The sequence below is a fragment of the Prevotella sp. tc2-28 genome (assembly GCF_900107705.1).
GTDB lineage: Bacteria > Bacteroidota > Bacteroidia > Bacteroidales > Bacteroidaceae > Prevotella.
Genome location: NZ_FNRE01000020.1, coordinates 25,367 through 48,133 on the forward strand (window position 1 = coordinate 25,367; position 22,767 = coordinate 48,133).

Below are 22,767 nucleotides of genomic sequence, written 5' to 3' on the forward strand. Positions count from 1 at the left end.
TATTTAATTAAAATACACATAGAGACCTATCATGACAATGGCAAGTGTTATCCAAAGCGAAATAGCCAGTTTCGACCACCCTTCATGGATAGGCTCAGGAATCTTGTACTCTGTCTTGTCCTTGTCGGTGAGGGAGATAAGAACCATTGCTACGACAAGAATGACAAACAACTCAAAAGAGAGCATCATGAAATGTGGCCAGGCTACATGCAGCCATTCGGGTGGCCAAAGATATAGCACTCCAATGGTGAGACAGAAAAGAGTTCCTACGGTCAGTGAGAAATTTGCAGCACGTGCTGTACAGCGCTTCCAGAAGATACCTAACAAGAAAACGGAAGCCATTGGTGGAGCGATGAAACCTAACACCGATTGGAATACATTGAAGAGGTTGAGCCCCTTAATAGCATCAATAGCAACCGTCATAACGATAGCTAGAATAGCACCGATGAGCACCACGATGCGTCCTACCAGGTTGATTTCCCACTGAGGTGCTCCTGGCTTGAAATTCTTGACATACACATCCATCGTGAAGACGGTGGAGAGAGCGTTGAGGGCAGATCCGATGGTGGATACGAGGCAGGCCGTCAGCACGGCAAATACCAGTCCGACCATACCTACAGGGAATAAATTCTCGACCATTGTCAGATAGGCTTCATCAGGATTCTTTAGCGTATCTCCAAACAAAGCGAAACAGATGATGCCGGGCAGGATGTAAAGAGCTACATCAAGAATCTTCAACCATCCGGTGAAGTTGGTGCCTAACTGTCCTTCGCGAAGGTCCTTGGCGGCCAGAACAGGCTGGACCATGGATTGGTCGGTACACCAGAACCAAACACCCATTACCGGATAGCCCAGTAGGATGGGGAGCCAAGGAAATGCCTCGTCGCTGTTGGGCTTGAACATCACCCAATAGTCAGAAGGTACCTTGTCGACCAAGGCTGACACTCCACCCACTTTGTCAAGTCCGACAAGTACTAGGATGAGAGACACGATAATCAGTAGTACCATCTGGTAGACATTCGTGTATGCCACAGCCTTCAGGCCGCCTAGCATGGTAAAGAAGGCAGAGATGACGACCAGTACTAATGCAGACATCCACATTGGGATATCGAATACCTGTCGGATGAGTACGCCACCGGCAAAGAGTGTCAGGGCCAGCCACGAGATAATGACGGTAACAATGGTGTACCACGCCAAGATATTACGGGTGGATTGTCCGAAGCGTAGTCCCATGAATTCAGGCAGTGTTTGGATGTTTGCACCTAAGTAACGAGGAGCAAAAACGAAGGCCAGCAATGCAATGAATACAAAGGCATACCAGGCATAGTTTCCTGATACAATACCTGTGGTGAAACCTGCTGAGGCAGATGCGATAAGCATAGACGGTCCAACGTTGGTTCCCCACATGGAGAAACCGATATGGTGCCAACGGAGTGAGTGCTCGGCAAGAAACAGTGAACCGCCTTTCTTTCGTTTACTACTGGCCCATAGACCAATAGCAATAAGCACAAAGAAATAGATTGCTAAGATGAGCCAGTCAAGACTCTGCATGTAGTGACTTTCCATTATAATCCTTTATAGTCTTTAGTTATTCTGATTGTAATTGCTTTGTTCAAATCCATGTCATCGGTAGAGTCCACCTCTTCGGGATAGACGCTAATCTGCGCACTTGGACGGACAAAGACGGGCATTTGGTCGAGGGGTACTTCTACGTCATAGTACCAACGGCCGCCATCTACTCGCTCGCCTGTAAAGAAATTCACCCACAAACCCTCAGGCAAGTAGATATCCCGTTTGTTCTCGCTATTCATCACTGGACAAACCAAGAATTCTGAGCCGAAATAGTATTCATCGTCAATATGCCAACACTGATGATCGTGTGGGTGATGGAACAACAAGGCGCGTACCATTGGATAACCACTCTTACAGGCCAGTTCCGATTGCTCTATGATATATGGTAAGAGTCGATAGCGTAACTGCCACCAGCGTTTCACGATGGGAGCAATGGCAGGGTAATGCCAAGGCTCACGTTTACAGGTTCCGTGATAGCGCATGTGGCTGGAGAAGACACCAAACTGCGTCCAACGTACATAGACATTCTCGTCCAATGGTGAGTTCATGAAATCTGGGATGCTATGGAAGCCAGGGACATCGTGACTCCAGAAGGCAAAACCGGAAAGACCGAAGTGCAGACCGCCCTTCAGAGAACCTGCCATGCCGTCCCATGATGATGCACTGTCGCCGCCCCAATGTAGTGGATAGCGTTGACAACCAGCCCAAGCTGAACGTGCCCATACAATGCCGTCGCCTGTAACTTCTTTTGTCACCTCAAAGGCTGCACGCTGATAGAGCAGTGAGTAAATGTTGTTCAGTCGCTCGGGTTTCATAGCATGATAGCGATGGTCCATATGGATGTTCTCGCCGAAGTCGGTCTTAATGCACTTAACGCCCATCTCCAGCAGGGGCTTTAGCAACTTATTCTTATACCAGTCGGTGGCACGGTCGTAGGTGAAGTCAATAGTACCTGCATAATCAAGCGCAGAGAAATTGGATGCTCCACCTGTAGAGGAATCAACTTCCTGGGTGGACTGACTGATATATTTGTTGGCTTTAGCTTCTTCTAATTGCTCGGCACCCTGAGCCACATAAGGCAACTGCCACAGCGACACCTTAAAACCTTGTCGGGCAAGTCGCTGAACGAAACCTTTGGGGTCGGGGAATCGCTCAGGATTGAACTTCCATTCACACAGCCAGTCAGTACGGAACCAGCCAGTGTCAAGATGGATAACGTCGCATGGATAATGCTCACGTCGAAGATGGTTGCAAATGTCGTCAACTTCGTCTGCCGAGAAATAGGTCATACGACTCATCCAAATACCAAATGACCACAGGGGAGGCATCTGCGGGAAACCGGTTAGCATACGGTACCCTTTCAAGATTTCTTCTGGTGTTTGTCCGCCAATAAGGAATACGTCCAACGTGGCGTGGTCATTGAGAAATTGGACACTACGGGTAGAGTGGTCGGCTAACGAGAGTTTGCAATAATCTGAGGTGTGATAGAAACAGCCATACATCCTGCTACTAAGAAAGAATGGGATGTTCTTATAACAACGACGGTTGTTGACACCTTGTCCATCCTGATTCTTCAACTGGAAGGTCTGTCCGCTTAGGTCCATCTTACGGAAACGCTCACCAGTGCCCACAAAACACTCGCTGGGAGTACATTTAAAGGAAATCGTAGCACGCTCTGCATGAGGTGCTGTGACAAAACCAAGAGGCAAGGCATCATACCTGGGAGGCGAGAAATGATCATCACTCAAGGCTATTCCTTTCGTTTTGTCGCCATCGGGATAGAAAGTAATGAATGGTGCCGGCTGGGGAGCAGGAAGTAGGTCACTCCAGTGGTCTAATTGAGGTGCACTGAGGTTGATGGCGGCAACTTTTTTCCCGTTTATGGCAACAATGTCGCTGCCTTCAGATCGGAGTGGGAGGCGCTTGATCTCAGAATCAAACTGCAACATATCATCAGCTTCTACCATTTCGTCACCATTCATCGTGGTAAACAGACGGATGATGTTGGGCTCATAAGCACGGATAATGAGGTCGAACGATTGTTGAGGCGCCTCAGTATCTGGCGCCATGTCTTCCTGGTGCAGTTGCTTCTGATAGGGGATGGTGACGATGATGTCGCCCTCGCGCTCTTCTATCTTCGTGGGTGCATATGCTTTCCACAAGGCTTCGTCCTTCTGCAAGGACGGATCAAAGTCCATGAAGTCGAAGAGATGATAGTTTGTCTGTTTCATTGTTTGAATATGAGGTTAGGACCGGGGTGGTTGTCGCCAATCTCGTCACGACGTATGGGCCGTTGGTTAGTGAGAGGACGACCGGCAATCCCGGGGGCGATGTCGCCGGTGTAATTGTTCTCGATAGTAAAACCGTCGGTACGGGCATCCAGATAGATGCAGAAACCGCGGTCGTTGGTAGCATATGGGGCAGGGTAGGGACGTGAGACCTTGTTGCCGCTAATCACGGAACCTGGCTGGTTGCTGAGCGTATAGATGCCGCCGGCGTCATAGAGCTGACGGGCATAGTTGCTGACATTGTTACCCTCGATGCGGTTGTTCTCCATACCCGTGTTGAGGGGTGTCCAACCCCAACCGACGCAGATGCCCGAGTAGCTGAGAAAAAACACGTGGTTCTTGCTGATGGTGCAGTGGCGTACATAGCCCAAGCCGATGCCTACGGCTCCCCAGTCCTCGTTGGCAGCATCCAAAACGATGTTGTCTTTGATGGTAAGCCGTTGGCAGCGCTTCGCCAAGTCGGTGTAGGGACGGTGCACCTCGCGAGGACTCTCTGCAAAGGAACCGCCCATGATGGCCGTGCCGCCAATGTTGCCGAAGGTACATTTCTGCACTACACAGTCGCTGATATTATCGACAAAGTCCAAGGCTGTGGCTGCCAGATTCTCGAACACCACCGAGTAGAAGTCAACGTGGTGGGCGTTGCACACGGTGACAGCACTCACGGGGCGCTCAATCCACGCCTGGTTCTCGAGATCCTTATCCCAAGGTAACCCTGGGTTTTCTTTCAGCTTATAGGCATCAACGAGAGGGAAACCGCCCTGTAGGGTAACGTGACCTTTGTGCAAGGGACGGTTCCAGCAAGTATGTTTGAAGGTTATGCCTTCAAAACGTATATAGTTGGCGCCGTCGACGATGACCAACTGTTCAATGCCGTCACGCTGTTCTGTGGTGCGAAGCAGGAAAGAACTGTTCCCCTTCTCACCTCCGATGACGGGTTGTGGCCAGGGGTGCTCGAACTCCAGACGGCTCTCAGGTTCCATAAACGATACCACTGTCTTGTCGCCCTCTACTTTCATATCCTTTACACGCAGAATGGCGATGGCCCATCGCTGGTGAACCACCATTTCGAGTGGGGTCTTCTTCGAGACAAAATCTCGAAGCACAGTGGCGGGTGGAGTAGGGATGGTTATCGTTCTATCGTTGGTGTTGAAGTCGAGCATGCGCTCCATGCCTTTCATTGGAAGACCGTCATCGTGTTTTATCGGAAGGCTGTCACATTGTTCTTTTAACGGCCACACCTGGGTGTGACGTTGGCGGGCATCGCCACAAATGACACTTGTGTGCTTCTCTCCAATACCTCGGATGACGAGTGGTGACTCCTTCGTGCCGCTGTCCTCGGGGCGCAGGAACAACGGCTCGTTCATATAGTAACGACCAGCTTTTAAAGTGATAGTGATACCTCCCTTGCAGCGAGGATCGTTGGTGCGTCGCCACTCGCGTGCTTGTCGCAATGCGTCATGGATACTATTGCCTTCGCTGACAATAATTTCTCCAGCATTTGCGTAGATGGCAATCAACAACGATAGTGTGGTTAGTAAACGTTTCATGTATATGCGCATTATAGTTTTATGACGTAGCGAAAGGCGATTTGTCATCATTAGTGACAAAATGAACCGTTTCTCGTCTATTATTAAAGGTATAGAAGTGACGACGTTATGAAACGGAATATGAAACAATGGGTGGCTGATGTCATCAGACAGAAAGAGGTAATGGCTGTGCCCGTAATGACACACCCAGGTATCGAACAGAATAAGCATACTGTACGCGAGGCTGTAAGTGATGGACGTGTACATGCAGAGGCTGTCGTTTGGCTGACTCAACACTATCCCTGTGCTGCTGCTTGTACCATCATGGATTTGACCACGGAGGCCGAGGCCTTTGGTGCTGAGATTGCTTTTAGCGATATCGCCGTTCCTGCCGTGAGCAGTCGACTACTACCTGATGCGGAGAGTATTTATCGTCTGCAAGTTCCTGCTCTTTCTGCAGGACGTATCCCTGCCTATCTGAAGGCAAACCTGCTGGCTGCCCGTGCTATTAACGATCGTCCCTTGTTCGCAGGATGTATTGGTCCGTTCTCGTTGGCAGGACGTCTTTATGATATGTCGGAAATCATGGTGCTTATCTATGAGAACCCAGATGCTGCTCACACACTGTTGCAGAAGTGCACCGATTTCATTATGAAATATTGTATGGCTTTAAAACTTACGGGGGCTAATGGCGTGGTAATGGCTGAGCCAGCTGCTGGTCTGATGTCGAATGACGATTGCAAGACGTTCTCATCGCAATACGTAAAACGTATCGTCGAAGCCGTACAGGACGACAACTTTATCGTTGTCTTGCACAATTGTGGAAACACAGGACATTGCACAGAGGCAATGGTCGCAACCGGTGCAGCTGCCTACCACTTCGGTAATAAATGTCGCATGGAGGAAGTCATCCGTGAGGTGCCGCCAACGGCTTTGGCGATGGGAAATATTGATCCTGTCAGCGTCTTCAAAGATGGTATCCCTTCGCAGATGAGAACAGCGGTCATTGACCTCTTGGAAAAGACAAAGGGGTATCCTAATTTCGTGCTGTCCAGTGGCTGCGACACGCCGCCACACACACCACTGCATAACATTGATGCATTCTTTAAAGCTTTGGCCGAATACAATCAGCAGTGACGGAGAAAACCCTGACATATGACGAACTGAAGATTACCCTTGCTGATATCTACGAACAGATGGGGTATCATGATGCGCAGCCTGATGAGGCGACACAACAGGAGACACAGTTAATCATCAACGAGGTGCGCCAATGGTTGCGCCCGCAGTTCTGTTATCTGGTCGTTCCTGAACAGCCAGACTTTGATATGGGAAAGATTATCCTTCGTCAGCTGCGAGGTTCTCAGGCCTACGTTCTTTTCATCTGCACCAGTGGCGGGGAATATGAAGCATATCAGCAACGGTTAAAGGACCAAGGCGATATGGTGCGTGTATTCATTGCCGATGCTTTGGGCTCTGTCATTGCAGAGAAAACGGCAGACCAGATGGAATGTCATCTGCAGGAGAGTATTGAAAAACTTCATTGGCATCACACCAATCGCTTTTCACCAGGCTATTGTGGTTGGCATGTATCTCAGCAACAACGGCTTTTTCCTATGTTTAACGAACATACCTGTGGCGTCCGCCTGACGGATTCATCGCTAATGGTGCCTATCAAGAGTGTTAGTGGTATTATCGGTATTGGTGAAAAAGTCCGCAAGTTGGATTACACCTGCGGACTCTGTGATTTCAAACAGTGTTATAAACGGAAGTCAAAGTTTGCCAAGTAGTTGCTTGGCTACGGTGACTGCAGAGTTGGCGTTGTCGCTGTAACCATCGGCCCCTATCTCATCGGCAAAGCCTTGTGTGACAGGCGCTCCACCAACCATGACCTTTACTTGGCTACGGATGCCCGCTTCTTCCAGCGCGTCAATCACTTCTTTCATATAGCCCATCGTGGTGGTAAGCAAGGCCGACATACAGAGAATATCCGGCTGGTTCTTCTTGACCTCTTCAATAAACTTGTCTGCCGATACGTCAATACCGATATTGACAACCTCAAAACCACATCCTTCAAGCATAGATGCCACGAGGTTTTTTCCGATGTCGTGGAGGTCTCCTTTCACAGTACCGATAACCACCTTACCTATGGCAGTACTGGTTGCTCCTGACATCATAGGTTTAAGTAGTTCCAACGCGGCTTTCATGGCGCGTCCGGCCATAAGTAGTTGGGGAACAAAGGCCTGTCCGTCTTGGAATCGCTGGCCGACCTCACCCATGGCTCGAATCATCTGCCCGTTGATCAGGTCTTGAGGAACTGCGTTGTGAGCTAAAGCATTTCGGGTTGCTGTAGCGGCATCATCGCTTTTTCCGTTTAAGATGGCTTGGAATAGTTGTTCTTCTGGGGAATCTTGTGGCGTACTTTGGGGTGCGGGGTTGATGGTGCGAACCTCGTTAGTAATGCTTGTCAGAGTTGTTGCCCGCTCTTCGCTCAGTGCGGACAGACGCAGCCCTGGTATGGGCTCAATGGCTTTGGCTATCATGCCTATGTGAGTGTCTGTGGTACCACAGCATCCGCCAACAATACTCAGACAATGGTTCTCCAAAAGTGGCCATAAGTCGGCAACCAGGCTCTCGGGCGTTTTGTTGTAGCGTCCGTTGCCATCAGGCATACCAGCATTGGGATAGAGACTGACTCGGGTACCATACCGACTCAGTTTCTGTACCAATGGTGACATGGCTGGTATATCGGCTACACAGTTGATACCAACAGAATAAATGGTCTTTGCTTCTAACGACTCGATAAATTCAAATATATTCTGTCCTAGCATATTCTGTCCGTTGACTGTAGAAACATTGAAACTCAGCATGATGGGTTTTTGAGGGGCAATACGCTTCGCCTCCTCTATAGCTATCCGGGCATTTTCAACATCGAAAATGGTCTCAATGAGCAAGACGTCTACACCGCCATCCACTAATGCTTGTATCTGTTCGGCATAAGCCTCTCGAAGCAGGTCTTTGCTAAGCGGTTCTCCACTGGTTGCTACTGATGTCGTGCGACTGGTCGGTCCAATACTACCTGCTACAAAACGCGGATGGTCTGGGGTGGAGAATTCGTCAGCACATTTGCGAGCTATCTGTGCTGCTGCCAGGTTGATGTCGCGACAGCATCCTTGTAGGCCGTAATCGCTCATTGAGATACGTTGCGCATTAAATGTGTTGGTTTCGATGATGTCGGAACCTGCCTGAAGATATTTGCGGTGGATGTCGCTTACCACAAAGGGCGCAGTAAGTGATAACACGTCATTGCAACCCTTCAACTCCTTGGGATGATTGGCAAAACGTGCACCACGGAAATCCTCCTCACGCAGTTCGTATCGCTGAATCATGGTACCCATAGCTCCGTCAAGTAAGAGTAATCGGTCTTTGGGGAGTTCACTCGTATTATTAGTCCCACCAGTTATACCAGCCTCTACTTTCTTAATAATCTCGGCCACTTCACGGTCGGCTTCATCGGTCATGTTGGCAGGGTGTAGGTTGCGGCAGTGATTGAAATCGTCTACGATTTTTAGTGCTTGTTCTACTTCACGCTCATGGTGAAAGTCCATCTCCAGATGTACTCCATCGCCACCGATATGGTCGAGAAGCGGTCTTAGCTCATCCAGTGTTACCCAGCATGCCATGATACTCTTGCCGCCTGCCAGAATCTTCTTGTACAGGTCGTACCATTTCGGGCTGCCGCCCTGTGGCTCGCCAACGCCGGGAGTCCACTGGATAGCGTTCAGCTCTTTGATTTCCAGCAAGGCGTCCAGATGGTGCATGGCTCCGACACCATCAAGATGATACAATGTATAGTCAATCTTCTGACATTGTTCACGGATAAAGGGTTGTACGAAACGGCGATAGTCATCAATGCTAATCATCGTTGAAATGTCACTTTGTAGTTTCGACATCTTACCAGGCGCCCAGGAAGAGAAGTAGCAGAATGCCATTTCGTCACCCTCGCGGATAATGTCGTACAACTCGTCAAAAACTTGGAAGTAAATGTCGTTAATCTGTTGCATCTGTTGCTCCAGGACCTCAGGCTGCATCACGGTGTCAAGCAGCACCTTGTCAGTGCCCTTAATGGCAGCAAGAACGTCGAGTCCTTCCATTAAGTCGGGCATCCCTACGTAGTAATGTCCTTTTGCCTTTTTCTTGCAGGCTCGTAGCAACTCTTTGTGCAACAGCCAGTTGGGGTGGGTGGGGTCAAACTTTATCTCGTCCGTATAATTGGGATTAGGGTGAATCCAAATAGTATCTTCACCGCCTTCAAAAACACCACCCAGTATCGCAGCTAGCGAGCCTGGTCCCAGTTGGGTGTTTGCTACGGGAAGCATGTCGGCCATCAGACTCGAGTGTGCCACATACCAGTCTAAGTATTCTGCACGCCATTCTGGGTCGAACCATCGTTGGTTCAGATCCTTGTAAGGTTTAGGCTCCGGAACGTCAGCATGCGGTTTTACACCCTCTTGAAAGTGTTCCCACATGTTGAGTACGATGCCTTTGTGGTTCCACCAATTGATATAATGCTGTTTGGTCTCTTCGAGATTTGGTTTCCAAGTATTCATTGTTAGTTCGTTTTATCTATAGACGGGTTGACAGGCGAAATGTCATCAGACGTACATGAGCCCGCTCATTACCATGTCGCTGACAAATAATCCTTTGCGAGTCAGGGCTAACTGGTTGTCTTGCAGTTGTAGCAAACCATCATTGAGGAACGTCTGTGCCTCCTTGATACAATAGTGGCGGAAATGGTTGTCGAGTGTGGTGAGGTCTAGTCCTTCTTTGGTTCTTAAAGCTACCGTTATGCGGTCGTTATAACGGGTGTCGTCATCCAGCAACTCTTGTTCGCAGGGAATGATACCTTGTTCAATGGATTGGATGTACTGATTGATATCGCTGATGTTCCAGCTTCTGCTCTTTTGGTCAAAGCTATGCGCAGCAGCTCCTAGTCCGATATATGGTACATCATGCCAATAGCAGCTGTTGTGTTGTGAACGGAACCTTGGTTTAGCGAAGTTGCTGATCTCATAATGCTCATAGCCTGCTTGTGTGACTTTGTCAATGAGTTGTTCGTACATCTGTCGTTCTGTCTCTTCGTCGCATGGATTGGTACGCATCCGATAAAGTGGCGTACCTTCTTCCACCATGAGGCAGTAGGCAGAGATGTGCTCCACGTCCAAAGTCAATGCCGCTTCAATGTCGCATAGCCAATCCTCCAATGTCTCGTCAGGGAAGCCATACATCAAGTCAATGCTGATGTTATGGATACCAGTTTTCCTTAATAATTTTACGGCGTTAGTCACTTGCTCTGACGTGTGTCGCCGGTGCAAGAATTTTAGCCGTTGGTCGTTGAAAGTCTGGGCACCCATAGAAACTCGATTGATGGGAAGCAGTGACAACGTTTCGGCAAATTCGGGCGTGACGTCGTCAGGGTTACATTCTATGGTGACTTCTGAAGCAGCAGAAGGCAAAGCGTTGAAGATCTGTTGTAATTGTGTCGGAGTCAATAGGCTAGGCGTACCACCTCCCAAGTAGATTGTATTCAGAGGTTCTTTTAATTCCTGCTGTCGCAACTGCCATTCACGGCATAGAGCATTGACATACTGCTGGCGCTTCTCCATCTTTGTGGTGGAGTAGAACCCGCAGTAGATGCAACGACTTCTGCAAAATGGAATATGAAGGTAGATTCCTGCCATAGTGATGGCAAAGTTACGAAAATAATATGAATAATGTATAATGCATTTGGAATTATCCTGTTTTTTATGCTAATATCGTCGGATAATTACTAATAAAGTTTAATATTTGGAAGGAATCGTTGGTTTTTTGCGGAGAAATGTCTACCTTTAGCCTCCGATAACTGAAACATTAACAACTTAAAACAATAGCCTTATGAAAGTTTATCAAACTAGCGAGATTAAAAACATTGCATTGCTTGGCAGTGCGGGTAGCGGCAAGACCACACTTGCCGAGAGTATGCTTTATGAAGCTGGAATCATCAAACGCCGCGGTACGGTAGAGCAGAAGAATACCGTCAGCGACTATTTCCCAGTAGAGCAAGAGTATGGTTACTCAGTATTCTCTACTGTCTTTCATGTGGAATGGAACAACAAGAAGCTTAACATCATCGACTGCCCGGGTTCTGATGACTTCGTAGGAGGCGCCATCACGGCACTGAACGTGACCGATCAGGCTGTTATCCTCATCAACGGTCAGTACGGTCCTGAGGTTGGAACACAGAATGCCTTCCGTTATACCGAGAAGTTGCAGAAGCCCGTTATCTTCCTCGTCAACCAGTTGGATCGCGAACATTGCGACTTTGACGTCATTCTGTCGAACATGAAGGAAATCTATGGTGACAAGTGCGTTCCCGTGCAGTATCCTATTGCTACAGGTCCTGGTTTCAATGCCGTTATCGACGTGCTGCTGATGAAGAAGTATTCTTGGAAGCCCGAGGGTGGTGCGCCTATCATCGAGGACATCCCCGCCGAGGAGATGGATAAGGCCAAGGAACTCCATGCTGCTCTTGTTGAGGCTGCTGCTGCCAACGACGATACCCTGATGGAGAAGTTCTTCGAGAGTGAGAGTCTGACCGAGGACGAGATGCGCGAAGGTATCCGTAAAGGTCTTGTCACCCGTTCTATCTTCCCCGTTTTCTGCGTTTGCGCAGGCAAGGATATGGGAGTTCGCCGTTTGATGGAATTCTTGGGTAATGTCGTTCCTTTCGTCAGCGAGATGCCTAAGTTGCACAACACCCGTGGCGAGGAGATTAATCCTGATGCTGCCGGTCCTACATCCGTTTATTTCTTCAAGACAGGTATGGAACCACACATTGGTGAGGTTAGCTACTTCAAGGTGATGAGTGGTACGTTGAAGGCAGGTGCTGACCTGACCAACGCCGACAGAGGCTCTAAGGAGCGTCTGGCTCAGCTCTACGTTTGTGCTGGTGCTAATCGTATCGCCGTTGACGAGTTGCAGGCTGGTGACATTGGTTGCACCGTGAAGTTGAAAGATGTGAAGACGGGCAATACGTTGAACGATAAGGATAGCGAGAACCGCTTCGACTTCATTAAATATCCTAACTCGAAGTACTCTCGTGCCGTTAAGGCCGTCAATGAGAGCGAGACCGAGAAGATGATGGCTGCGCTTACCAAAATGCGTCAGGAAGATCCTACATGGGTTGTCGAGCAGTCTAAGGAACTTCGTCAGATCATCGTTCACGGTCAGGGAGAGTTCCACCTGCGTACCCTAAAGTGGCGCATGGAGAACAACGAGAAGATTCAGATTCAGTATGAGGAACCCAAGATTCCTTATCGTGAGACCATCACGAAGGCCGCTCGAGCTGACTATCGTCATAAGAAGCAGTCGGGTGGTGCCGGTCAGTTCGGTGAGGTACATCTTATCGTTGAGCCTTATGCCGACGGAATGGAGTTGCCCAGCGTCTTTAAGTTCGGTGGTCAGGAGTTCCGCATGAACGTGAAGGGTCAGGAAGTCATCGACCTCGACTGGGGTGGTAAGCTGGTCTTCATCAACTCTGTTGTCGGTGGTGCTATTGACGCTCGCTTTATGCCTGCCATCCTCAAGGGTGTGATGGAGCGCATGGAACAAGGTCCGCTTACTGGTTCGTATGCACGCGACGTCCGCGTCATCGTCTATGATGGTAAGATGCACCCCGTAGACTCTAACGAACTCTCGTTCATGCTTGCGGCTCGCAATGCCTTCTCTGCTGCTTTCCGCGAGGCAGGACCGAAGATTCTGGAGCCCATCTACGACCTCGAGGTATTCGTACCAGCCGACTATATGGGTGACGTGATGTCCGACTTGCAGGGTCGTCGTGCCCTCATCATGGGCATGGACTCAGAGGCCGGTTATCAGAAGCTCAGTGCCAAGATTCCTTTGAAGGAGTTGTCTAACTACTCCATCGCGCTCTCGTCACTCACTGGCGGACGTGCTTCGTTTACCACCAAGTTTGCTTCCTATGAACTCGTTCCGAACGATATTCAGCAGGAGCTCATCAAGCAGCATGAGGCTGAGGCTAAGGAAGATGAATAATGATCAAATGATAGAAGAAAAGGAAAGGGAACCCAACAGAGGGTTCCCTTTTCTTATGCAAACTTAACAAGAATGCGGAACACTTTGGCAGGAGCCTCCATCCATTGTTTCATTGCCTCTTCGGCTTGTTCCGGATTTACCTCATTGGAAATCAGGATGTCGTAGGGTGGGTTGTTTTTCTCGAGATAGCGGATGACACCTTCGAAATCCTCTGGCTGGGCATTGCGTGAGCCGCGGATGTCCAATTCTTTCTGCACGAAGAGCTTGGTGGTGAACTGAACGTCCTGCTTGGCATAGCCGATGCAAACGACACGACCGGTAAAGGCTACCTCGTTAACAGCCATTTGGTATGTCACAGGAGCACCGACAGCCTCGATGACGACATCAGGACCAGCACCCTTGGTGATTTCCTGCAAACGCTCGTGAACATTCTCCTTGGCAGAATTGATGGTGTATTCAGCTCCCAAACCACGTACAATGGCCAACTTCTCGTCGTCCATGTCGCAGGCAATGACCTTGGCGCCGCGCATGATGGCGCGAACCACGGCACCTACGCCCACCATGCCACAACCAATGACCATGACGGTATCAGTGTCAACAACCTGAGCGCGGCTGACAGCATGGAATCCTACGGACATCGGCTCGATAAGGGCGGCATGCTCCACGGTGATGTTACCGATGGGGATGACCTTCTGCCAGGGAACGGCGATATATTCACGCATGGCACCATTGCGCTGAACGCCCAGCGTCTCGTTGTGCTGGCAAGCGTTGTAGCGGCGGTTCTTGCATGAAGGACAGTGTCCGCAGTTGGTGTATGGATTGACGGTGACAGCCATTCCTGTCTTCAGGTGAGCAGGAACATTGGCGCCAGTCTCAGCAATCTCTGCACCAATCTCATGACCAGGAATCACTGGCATCTTCACCATCGGGTTCAGTCCGCGATAAGTGTTCAGGTCACTTCCGCAGAAGCCCACATAATGTATCTTGAGCAGCACCTCGTCTGCTCCGCATTGAGGTTTCTCAATGTCTACAACCTTCATCACGGAAGGTTCTGTAATCTGTATTGCTTTCATTCGCTCATATTTTTAATATACGGTAATTCTTTCAGTTCGCCGAAACCAAAGAAGCGACGGGCATTGTCAGAGAGGAAGAGCTGTTTCTCCGCGTCGTTCAGTGCCTGGGATTTCGTGACGAAGTCGTACGACATCTTATAGGTGATTGCCGTAATGGTGCGCGGATAGTCCGAGCCCCACATCAGTTTCTCGATGCCTACTTCGTCAGCCGCTTCCTGTATGGCGCGAACAGCTGACGGGAAGGGGTAGAACTCGTCGTTGAAGAGCCACGTGATGCCGCCGCTCTCCACGTAGACGTTCTCGTGGCGTGCCAGTCGAATCTGTGACATCCATCCCGGACGCGTCACCATGCCGAAGTGTCCGATGGCTATTTTCAACTGCGGACACTCACTGATAATCTCTTCCATCTGTCCTACCTGTGCGTCGCCGTCGGCAAGCTCGATGCCGAGAATGATGCCGCGGTCTTCCATCAGGTGCATCAGCTGCATCATCTCGTCGTTGAGGAACTGCTGTGGCAGTCGCGCAGCGGGAATCTTCAACCCACGGAAACCCTGTTGGACGAGCGCTTTGCCTTCAGCGAGGAATCCAGCCTTCCGAGTGTCCGGCATTCCGAAGCAGAAGAAGCGGTCGGGGTATTCGTGCTGCACTTGCATCAGATAGTCGTTCTGCAGTCCGTCGATAAATTCCTGTGTAATGACGGCGGCTGATACTTGCGCATAGTCCATGTTCGACAGGAATCGCTCTGCAGTGTTCTGTCCGTCCGTCATATAAGGAGGCAACATCTGCCGCTCCTCTCCGAAGAAAAGGCTACGGCTGCGGTTCGGTTCCAACGGGTGAATGGGCGAGCCATTTACCACCGTGTCGACATTCAGCCACAAGTGGGCATGCGCATCAATTATCTTACATCTTACTTCTTCCATCAGACATCTTTATGTGTTCGCCCATGAAACCCGCTGTTGGTCACCGATGATGTCACGTACTTCCTTGACCAGTTCTTCGTCCATCGGTTCACTGAGATATTCCAGATTTTTCCTAATGGCTTCTGGACGGGTAGTACTGAATACGGTTGTTGCTATACGGGGATTGGAACAAGAGAACTGCATGGCGAGTTTCTCGATGGGGTAGCCCTTTGCCTTGCAGTGTTCTGCAGCCTGACGGCATACTTCCACTAATGGCTTGGGAGCCGGGTGCCAGTCGGGCACGCCACGTTCTGTGAGCAAACCCATAGAGAAGGGTGATGCGCTCATCACACCAATGTGATGTTGTTCGAAGAAGTCCATAAAGTCTACCAGTTTGTCGTCACACAGACAGTAATGGCAGAAGTTCATGACACTCTCCACCGTGCCTTCTTCCGTGTGCTCAATCACCCAGCGCAGGTTCTCCAGCTGCAGGTCGGTAATACCCACATGCCTGACGACACCCTCTCGTTTCAGTTCATGCAGTGCGGGTAGGGTCTCGTCAACCACCTTCTGCAGTCCGCCTTCCATACGGCCTTGGAACTCAATGTCGTGAACGTTGATAATGTCGATATAGTCGATGTGCAGGCGCTCCAGACTCTCGTAGACACTCTCTTTGGCACGTTTGGCAGAGTAATCCCAGGTGTTGACACCATCTTTGCCATAGCGACCAACCTTCGTCGACAGGTAGAACTTGTCGCGTGGAATGTCCTTCAGGGCTTTTCCCAGTACCGTTTCAGCCTTGTAGTGTCCGTAGTATGGCGACACGTCGATGATGTTGATGCCGGCGTCGACAGCGGCAAATACGGCATCAATGCCGCGATGCTCGTCAAAAGAATGGAACACACCGCCCAAAGAAGAGGCGCCGAAGCCTAGCTCCGACACCTTCATTCCTGTATTTCCTAATTCGCGATATTTCATAATGCTCTTATACGTGGAAAGCATCGCTCTCGTTCGGACGGTATGCCTTGCCGTCTTCGTCCTTCACATAAACTTGCAAGTCGGTGAAATAACCGGTCTCTTGCAGCTTCTTCAATTCAGCCTTGGTCTCTTCAAAGCCGTGAAACTCCTTGGCCGATGCGATGTGGTTGGTAAACTCCAGTTTCTTCTTCTCAGTGTCGAGAACAGAGATCCACTCATCCTTGGTGCGATCTCCAATAATGAATTTCTTGCTCATAATTGTATAGTTTTAAATAGTTTTGTGATGCAAAGATACAAAAAATATTTGTTTGGCAGCAGATAATTGACATTAATTAAACGTAATCGTTATTATTTTATCAATTCTGCGGCTTCTTTGGTCAGATATGGACGAATCTTGTCGTAAGGAATGCAGAAGCTGGGCAGTCCGGCAGCGTAGGGCGCTATCTCGTACTGTTGGTAGCCAAATTCCAGTCCTCGCTCTGAGAAGTAGGGGGCAAACTGGGGGAGTGGTATCTTGTTGATGTCTTCCACGCCATTGAGTTGTTCGCTCAGCTCCTCGTCGCTGATCGGGTCTTTGCTGAACTCGGCAAAGTAACTGCGCACACCTTCTTTCAGCATGGCTTGCAGTTTCGGATTCTCCGTAATGCGGAAGAGAGTCTGGTTCTTGATGACAAATTTCTCCGCCTTGCTGTCGTACTCGCTCTCATAGCCGATGCGTTGTCCGTTGCGCTTGCTGAACGTCATACCGTAACCCATATTGTATCCGTGAGCACCACCCGTAAAGCCCTCTGTATGTGAGAAATAGCTCACGTATTTGTCGGTCTCAATCTGGAAGTGGACGCCTTTGAAGTAACCGTAGGTCATGCCTTCCGCATAGCCTTCTTCCTTGCTTTCGTGCCATATCTTCGCCAACTGCTTGTAACTGTTGACTCCGCAGGCTTCTACGGCAGCCTTTCCGTCTTCATAAAGCTTCACCTGGGGCTTGTCCTCGCCTATGACGGGTTCACCGGAAAGTTCCTCGCAGATGAATTTCCGAATGCTGTCCACGAGAGCTTTTGGACCGTTCTTTGGCCAGATGATGCTGATCTTTACCGATGCGATGCTGTCCTCTTTCTCATACTGTATGGTGTCGAGGGTAAGTTCTATCGGCGTGTCGGGGATTGGCATGCTGTCGACAGCCAGCGAGTCGTTGTCACTGCTGGTGTTAGAAGCACGATGGCCGCATGCTGTTAGCAGTGCGACCATCATGATATACAGGAAGGTAGATTTCATATTATTCACCCTTGATAGCAGCTACACCGGGCAGAACTTTACCCTCGATAGCTTCGAGCAGAGCGCCACCACCAGTAGAGATATAAGAAACCTTGTCAGCCAGACCGAACTTGTTGACACAAGCTACAGAGTCACCGCCGCCAATCAGTGAGAAAGCGCCCTCGGCAGTAGCCTTGGCAATAGCATCGCCAATGGCACGAGAACCCGGAGTGAAGGTGTCGCACTCGAAGACACCGGCAGGACCGTTCCACAGGATGGTCTTAGCACCAGCGATAGCAGCAGCGAAAGCCTTCTGGCTCTCAGGACCGGCATCAACACCCTCAAAACCAGCGGGTACGTTGTTGGCAGGGCAGGTGATAATCTCAGCACCGGGCTTTACGCTCATGGTGTCGAAGTCGAGGCCGTTGGTTGCGGTGCAGTCTGAACCGAGCACGAGCTCTACGCCGTTCTTCTTGGCCAGTTCCTCAACGCCCAGGGCTACGTCCAGCTTGTCCATCTCAACGATAGAGTCGCCAATCTCGCCGCCGTGAGCCTTTGCGAAGGTGTAGGTCATACCACCGCAGAGGATGAGCTTGTCAACCTTGCCAAGCAGGTTCTCGATGATACCAATCTTAGAAGATACCTTAGAACCGCCCATAATGGCGACAAACGGACGCTTGATGTTGCTGAGCACATTGTCAACAGCCTGAACCTCCTTCTCCATCAGCAGACCCAGCATCTTGTTGTCAGCGTCGAAGTAGTCGGCGATGACAGCGGTAGAAGCGTGTTTGCGGTGAGCAGTGCCGAATGCATCCATCACGTAGCAGTCGGCGTAAGATGCCAACGTTTTTGCAAACTCCTTCTGGCTGGCCTTCATAGCCTTCTTAGCCTCGTCGTACTCAGGAGTACCCTTCTCTACACCTACGGGCTTACCCTCTTCCTCAGGATAGAAGCGGAGGTTCTCCAGCAGCAGGGCCTCGCCCATCTTCAGGGCCTTGGCAGCATCAGCAGCCTTGGCGCAGTCGGGAGCGAAAGCAACGGGAACACCCAGAGCCTTCTCGACAGCCTCGCGAATCTGACCCAGCGACTTCTTCATGTCCACCTTTCCTTTGGGTTTGCCCATGTGGCTCATGATGATGACAGCACCACCGTCAGCCAGAATCTTCTTCAGGGTGGGCAGGGCACCGCGGATACGGGTGTCGTCTGTAATCTTACCATTCTCGTCCAAGGGTACGTTGAAGTCTACACGTACAATTGCCTTTTTGCCGGCAAAGTTCATTTCATTGATAGTCATAATATTAATGTATTTAAATGTTGAATATTCAAAACTGGACGCAAAGATACAAATAATAAGTGAAAAGTGAAAGGTGAAAAGGGAAAAATTAAGTCTTTTTTGCGAAGTATTCATAATAATGTAAAATAGAGTTTGCAAAACTCAGAGAAAACTATTACCTTTGCATGCCAAAACAGGAAAAAACGTATAGATTAAAATGGAACCAATCAAGAATATTCCCGTCCTGTTGTTGACGGGTTATCTGGGCAGTGGTAAGACCACGCTGTTGAATCGTATCCTGAAGAATCAGGAGGGTATTAAGTTTGCGGTTATCGTCAATGACATCGGCGAGGTGAACATTGACGCCGACCTGATAGAGAAGGGTGGAGTAGTGGGCCAGCAAGACGACTCGCTGGTGGCGCTGCAGAACGGCTGTATCTGTTGCACACTGAAGATGGATTTGGTGAAGCAGTTGCAGGACATTCTGGCCATGCATCGCTTCGACTACATCGTCATCGAGGCCAGCGGCATTTGCGAACCGGCACCTATTGCACAGACCATTGTCAATATTCCGTCGCTGGGCCCGGAGTATGTCAAAGACGGTTATCTCCAGCTCGACTGCATTGTGACCGTAGTTGATGCGCTGCGCATGCGCGACGAGTTCAAGAACGGCAACGACCTGCTTCGCCAGCATATTGACGAGGAAGATATTGAGAATCTGGTCATTCAGCAGATTGAGTTCTGTAACATCATCCTGCTGAACAAGGCTTCTGAGGTGTCGAAGGAGGAACTGGCTGAAGTGCGTCAGATTATCCGTGCCATCCAGCCTAAGGCCGAAATCATTGAATGCGACTATGGCAATGTGGAACTTGATAAGATTCTGCATACCGAGAAGTTTAACTTCGAGGAAGTTGCCACCTCTGCCACCTGGGTTCGTGAGTTGGAAGGTCACGACGATGATGATGATGACGATGACGACGATCATCATCATGCCCATGAGTCCCATGAGCCCCATGATGATCACCATCACCATCACCACCACCATGACGAAGGCGAAGCCGAAGAATACGGCATAGGCACCTTCGTCTACTATGCCCGTCGCCCGTTCGATTTAGGACTCTTCGACGACTTCGTTGCCCGCAAGTGGCCAAAGAGCATTATCCGTGCCAAGGGAATCTGCTATTTCAAAGGCGAGGAAGACATCTGTTATGTCTTCGAGCAGGCAGGCCGTCAGGTATCGTTGCGCAATGCCGGTCAGTGGTATGCCACGATGCCCAAGGACGAGCTCGACCAGATGATGGCACAGAACCCGCAGCTCCGTAACGATTGGGACGACCAGTACGGCGACCGCATGCAAAAACTGGTCTTCATCGGGCAACACCTCGACAAAGACCAGATTACGGAAGCACTCGACTTCTGTTTAATATAACGATACTTTCACACCGGCAGTCACCCATGCGCCCGGCTGTGGCACGTTGCCGTAGTCGACGTATCGGTGACTGGTCAGGTTGTTTCCTTCCACGTAGATAGCATAGGTTTCTTCCTTCCACGTCACCTTACCGTCCAACACGGAGTAGGGGTGATAGTTCTTGACCGTTCCCTGCGTGTCGGTATAGCTGCCCATGCGGTCCTGATAGCGATAGCCTATCCTCACCTCCAGCTTCTCGGTCAGTCGTGCCGTCACCTGTGCCGTCACTTTGTGGCGCAGGTATTCCAGCGAGTATTGCGACTGCACGTATTCCGCCTCGTTTTTGTTTTGGTGTAAATGACAATAGGCTATTTCGAAAGAGGTAAGAGGTAGGAGGTGAGAGGTGAGAGATATCTCTTGTCCCAGGGTGTTTACCTTGGTGTGGTTCACACTCTGCCAGACGGCATCAGCCTCGCGCGTGTCCATGACCCAGTCTATCATGTTGCGGGCATGGTGGTGAAACACGCAGGCCTTGGCTGTCAGCCATCGGTTGCTGAACTTCACACCACCCTCCACGGCGCGCAGTTCCTCGGGTTTCAGGTATTTGTCGGCTTTGTGTCCGCCTACGCTATAATAGAGTTCGGTGAACGACGGCATGCGCAACGACTCGTTGTACGAGGCATATACCTTCCAGTTGTTGCCTATGCGGTAACTGGCGTCCACACCGGGATAGATGGTGAAAGGCATCTCGTTCCACGTGTTCTTGATGGCGAGGAAGCCTGCCGACAGCGTGAAACGGCTGAGCAGGATGTTGTGCTCCAAGTGGAACGAGAGGTTCGACCTGTTCAGTCCCATTTTATAATGGCTGAAGGGATTGTTCAGCGCCTCGCCCAGATTGGTGCTCACAATGTCTTCGTTGCGAAACTCGGCACCTAAGGCAGTGCGTCCTAACAGCCAGTCGAAGTAGCTGTTCAGGTTGATGCCGAAGACATCGGTGCGGTGGTAGTTGAAAGGCACCTTGGCCTCGGAGCCTCGGATAAGTTCAAAACGGTCATAAGAGCGATTCCAGTAGATGGATGGGCTGAGGTGAATACATCCACCGGTCTCGCCCTTAATGGCCGTATATATCTTCGTGGTTTTCTCGTATTGTTCGTCGTACTTGGCACTGTAGAACGTGTTCGAACCGTAGCCCTTGGTGCTCATTCCCACATGCCAGGATATTTTAGGGGTGAGAGATGAGTGGTGAGAGGTGAGAGAGTAGCTGCCTTGATAGAAGACTTTTACCCCATCGTAGTCGCTGTTCAGCGCACCCGACTTGGCGCGCTGGTAACCGTCGCTTCGGGTGTAGTTGGCAGAAAGGCTGTGGCTTGCAATCCCCACACGTCCGGCAGCAGACAGATAGCCGAACGAGCCACCCTCCAGTCGCGCTTCTACATTTCTCTTACCTCTAACCTCTAACCTCTCACCTCTCACCTCTCTCCTCTCACCACTTTTAGTTACGATATTGATCGCTCCCAGCAGCGACGACGTGCCATACACGCGTCCGGCAGGACCTTCCAACACCTCGATGCGCTCGATGTCGGAAATGTCGCAAGGCAAGTCGAAGGCGTTATGTCCCGTCTGCGGGTCGCAGATGTTGATGCCGTTCAGCAGAATCGTTATCTGCTCACTCGTGCCGCCCCGGATGCTCACATCCGTTTGGGCACCGATAGGACCGCGCTGGCGTACATCTACGCCAACAGCCATCTTCAGCAAATCGTTAATACTTTGTACTGGCGCCGCCTGAATGTCCTCGCGGCTCAGTACAGTGACCATTCTCGCGGCTTGCCCTAATGCAAGCGGTGCGCGCGAACCCGTTATCTCGACATCGTCGAGCGTCGCCTCCTTGTCCGTCTGTTGCTCGTCGCTCGTCTTCTCCGTCTTGGTGCTGATGTCATCCGTTGCAGCACTGGCACTCTCCAGTGTCGCAACGCTCAGCACGCCGATGGTGACGACGCGTCCCAGGCAGGCAAACAGGGCATACCCCTTCCGTATAAACTGTCGGAAGCGGAGGGCCTTGCGCTGATTGAAAATTGGTTTGTACATACTTTGTTATCTAAAAAACGCTGACAAAGGTACGAATAAGCGAGCAGAATACCAAAAGAATTTTGAGTTTTCTCGAGCGTGAGTACCTTCGACCGCAGGTCAAAGGTAGTGCAAATCGAGCAGAAAAACCAAAAGAATTTTGAGTTTTCTCGAGCGTGAGTACCTTCGACCGCAGGTCAGAGGTAGTGCAAATCGAGCAGAAATGCAAAAAAAATCCCGCCGACTAGCAAAACCCAGTCAGCGGGACCTCCTCACTCTTACCTCTTAAAAAGGTCCGTGCCCCATGCAACTGGTTGTACCCAGTGCCGTCAGGAAAGCTG

At 50.3% G+C, this 22,767-nt stretch carries 15 protein-coding genes and 3 pseudogenes; 4 read left to right on the top strand and 14 right to left on the bottom strand.

What is annotated here, in order from left to right; translation table 11 throughout:
• Positions 1-3: 3 nt before the first annotated feature.
• The 3 genes from BLU47_RS13680 to BLU47_RS13690 are packed head-to-tail and all read right to left on the bottom strand — an operon-like array spanning position 4 to position 5,410.
• Positions 4-1,566: a sodium:solute symporter gene (locus tag BLU47_RS13680; protein ID WP_091964063.1), complete on the bottom strand. Its 1,563-nt coding sequence runs from the start codon at positions 1,564-1,566 to the stop codon at positions 4-6.
• Positions 1,566-3,803, bottom strand: a complete 2,238-nt coding sequence (locus tag BLU47_RS13685; RefSeq protein ID WP_091964066.1) for a glycoside hydrolase family 31 protein — start codon at positions 3,801-3,803, stop codon at positions 1,566-1,568. Before BLU47_RS13685 ends, BLU47_RS13680 begins: the two co-directional genes overlap by 1 nt.
• Complete coding sequence (locus tag BLU47_RS13690; protein ID WP_176780602.1) at positions 3,800-5,410, bottom strand: right-handed parallel beta-helix repeat-containing protein; 1,611 nt, start codon at positions 5,408-5,410, stop codon at positions 3,800-3,802. The genes BLU47_RS13685 and BLU47_RS13690 overlap by 4 nt, the downstream gene beginning before the upstream one ends.
• 108 nt (positions 5,411-5,518) lie before the next feature.
• On the opposite strand from BLU47_RS13690, the gene BLU47_RS13695 reads away from it, so the two are divergent.
• Positions 5,519-6,526, top strand: a complete 1,008-nt coding sequence (locus BLU47_RS13695) for a uroporphyrinogen decarboxylase family protein (RefSeq protein ID WP_091964075.1) — start codon at positions 5,519-5,521, stop codon at positions 6,524-6,526.
• Positions 6,523-7,176 (top strand): vitamin B12 dependent-methionine synthase activation domain-containing protein, encoded by a 654-nt coding sequence (locus BLU47_RS13700; RefSeq protein ID WP_091964080.1) that lies wholly within the window; start codon positions 6,523-6,525, stop codon positions 7,174-7,176. The genes BLU47_RS13695 and BLU47_RS13700 overlap by 4 nt, the downstream gene beginning before the upstream one ends.
• Here the strand turns inward: BLU47_RS13700 and BLU47_RS15300 are convergent.
• From BLU47_RS15300 to hemW, 4 genes and pseudogenes are all read right to left on the bottom strand, one after another.
• Positions 7,159-7,779: pseudogene (locus tag BLU47_RS15300) on the bottom strand (corrinoid protein); the annotation flags it as partial. The gene BLU47_RS13700 and the pseudogene BLU47_RS15300 sit on opposite strands and share 18 nt — an antisense overlap.
• 144 nt (positions 7,780-7,923) lie before the next feature.
• A pseudogene (locus BLU47_RS15305) lies at positions 7,924-8,907 on the bottom strand (homocysteine S-methyltransferase family protein); the annotation flags it as partial.
• Between the two features lie 30 nt (positions 8,908-8,937).
• Positions 8,938-9,996, bottom strand: a pseudogene (locus tag BLU47_RS15310) (cobalamin-binding protein); the annotation flags it as partial.
• 45 nt (positions 9,997-10,041) lie between these two features.
• Entirely contained in the window at positions 10,042-11,127 is a 1,086-nt protein-coding gene (gene hemW / locus BLU47_RS13715; protein WP_091964083.1) for a radical SAM family heme chaperone HemW, read from the bottom strand.
• A gap of 193 nt (positions 11,128-11,320) precedes the next feature.
• Here hemW and BLU47_RS13720 point away from each other — a divergent pair, with 193 nt between their 5' ends.
• Positions 11,321-13,480 carry an elongation factor G gene (locus BLU47_RS13720; protein ID WP_091964086.1) on the top strand — a complete coding sequence of 720 codons (2,160 nt, stop codon included), beginning with the start codon at positions 11,321-11,323 and terminating at the stop codon, positions 13,478-13,480.
• A 53-nt stretch (positions 13,481-13,533) separates the two neighbouring features.
• Here BLU47_RS13720 and BLU47_RS13725 read toward each other — a convergent pair whose 3' ends face one another.
• From BLU47_RS13725 to pgk, 6 genes are all read right to left on the bottom strand, one after another.
• Positions 13,534-14,553: a zinc-binding alcohol dehydrogenase family protein gene (locus tag BLU47_RS13725; RefSeq protein WP_091964090.1), complete on the bottom strand. Its 1,020-nt coding sequence runs from the start codon at positions 14,551-14,553 to the stop codon at positions 13,534-13,536.
• Positions 14,550-15,473 carry an amidohydrolase family protein gene (locus tag BLU47_RS13730; RefSeq protein ID WP_091964095.1) on the bottom strand — a complete coding sequence of 308 codons (924 nt, stop codon included), beginning with the start codon at positions 15,471-15,473 and terminating at the stop codon, positions 14,550-14,552. Before BLU47_RS13730 ends, BLU47_RS13725 begins: the two co-directional genes overlap by 4 nt.
• Positions 15,474-15,482: 9 nt before the next feature.
• The gene (locus tag BLU47_RS13735; RefSeq protein ID WP_091964098.1) at positions 15,483-16,430 is read right to left on the bottom strand and encodes an aldo/keto reductase; all 948 of its coding nucleotides are present in this window, start codon (positions 16,428-16,430) and stop codon (positions 15,483-15,485) included.
• Positions 16,431-16,437: 7 nt separating this feature from the next.
• Positions 16,438-16,686, bottom strand: coding sequence for a hypothetical protein (locus tag BLU47_RS13740; protein WP_091964101.1), 249 nt, complete (start codon positions 16,684-16,686; stop codon positions 16,438-16,440).
• A gap of 92 nt (positions 16,687-16,778) precedes the next feature.
• Positions 16,779-17,702: an RsiV family protein gene (locus tag BLU47_RS13745; protein WP_091964104.1), complete on the bottom strand. Its 924-nt coding sequence runs from the start codon at positions 17,700-17,702 to the stop codon at positions 16,779-16,781.
• Position 17,703: 1 nt separating this feature from the next.
• Positions 17,704-18,975 carry a phosphoglycerate kinase gene (pgk, locus tag BLU47_RS13750; protein ID WP_091964107.1) on the bottom strand — a complete coding sequence of 424 codons (1,272 nt, stop codon included), beginning with the start codon at positions 18,973-18,975 and terminating at the stop codon, positions 17,704-17,706.
• A 196-nt stretch (positions 18,976-19,171) separates the two neighbouring features.
• Here pgk and BLU47_RS13755 point away from each other — a divergent pair, with 196 nt between their 5' ends.
• Complete coding sequence (locus BLU47_RS13755; protein ID WP_091964110.1) at positions 19,172-20,383, top strand: CobW family GTP-binding protein; 1,212 nt, start codon at positions 19,172-19,174, stop codon at positions 20,381-20,383.
• On the opposite strand, the gene BLU47_RS13760 is transcribed toward BLU47_RS13755, so the two are convergent.
• The gene (locus BLU47_RS13760) at positions 20,375-22,447 is read right to left on the bottom strand and encodes a TonB-dependent receptor plug domain-containing protein (RefSeq protein WP_091964113.1); all 2,073 of its coding nucleotides are present in this window, start codon (positions 22,445-22,447) and stop codon (positions 20,375-20,377) included. The two genes, BLU47_RS13755 and BLU47_RS13760, sit on opposite strands and share 9 nt — an antisense overlap.
• Positions 22,448-22,767 lie beyond the last annotated feature (320 nt).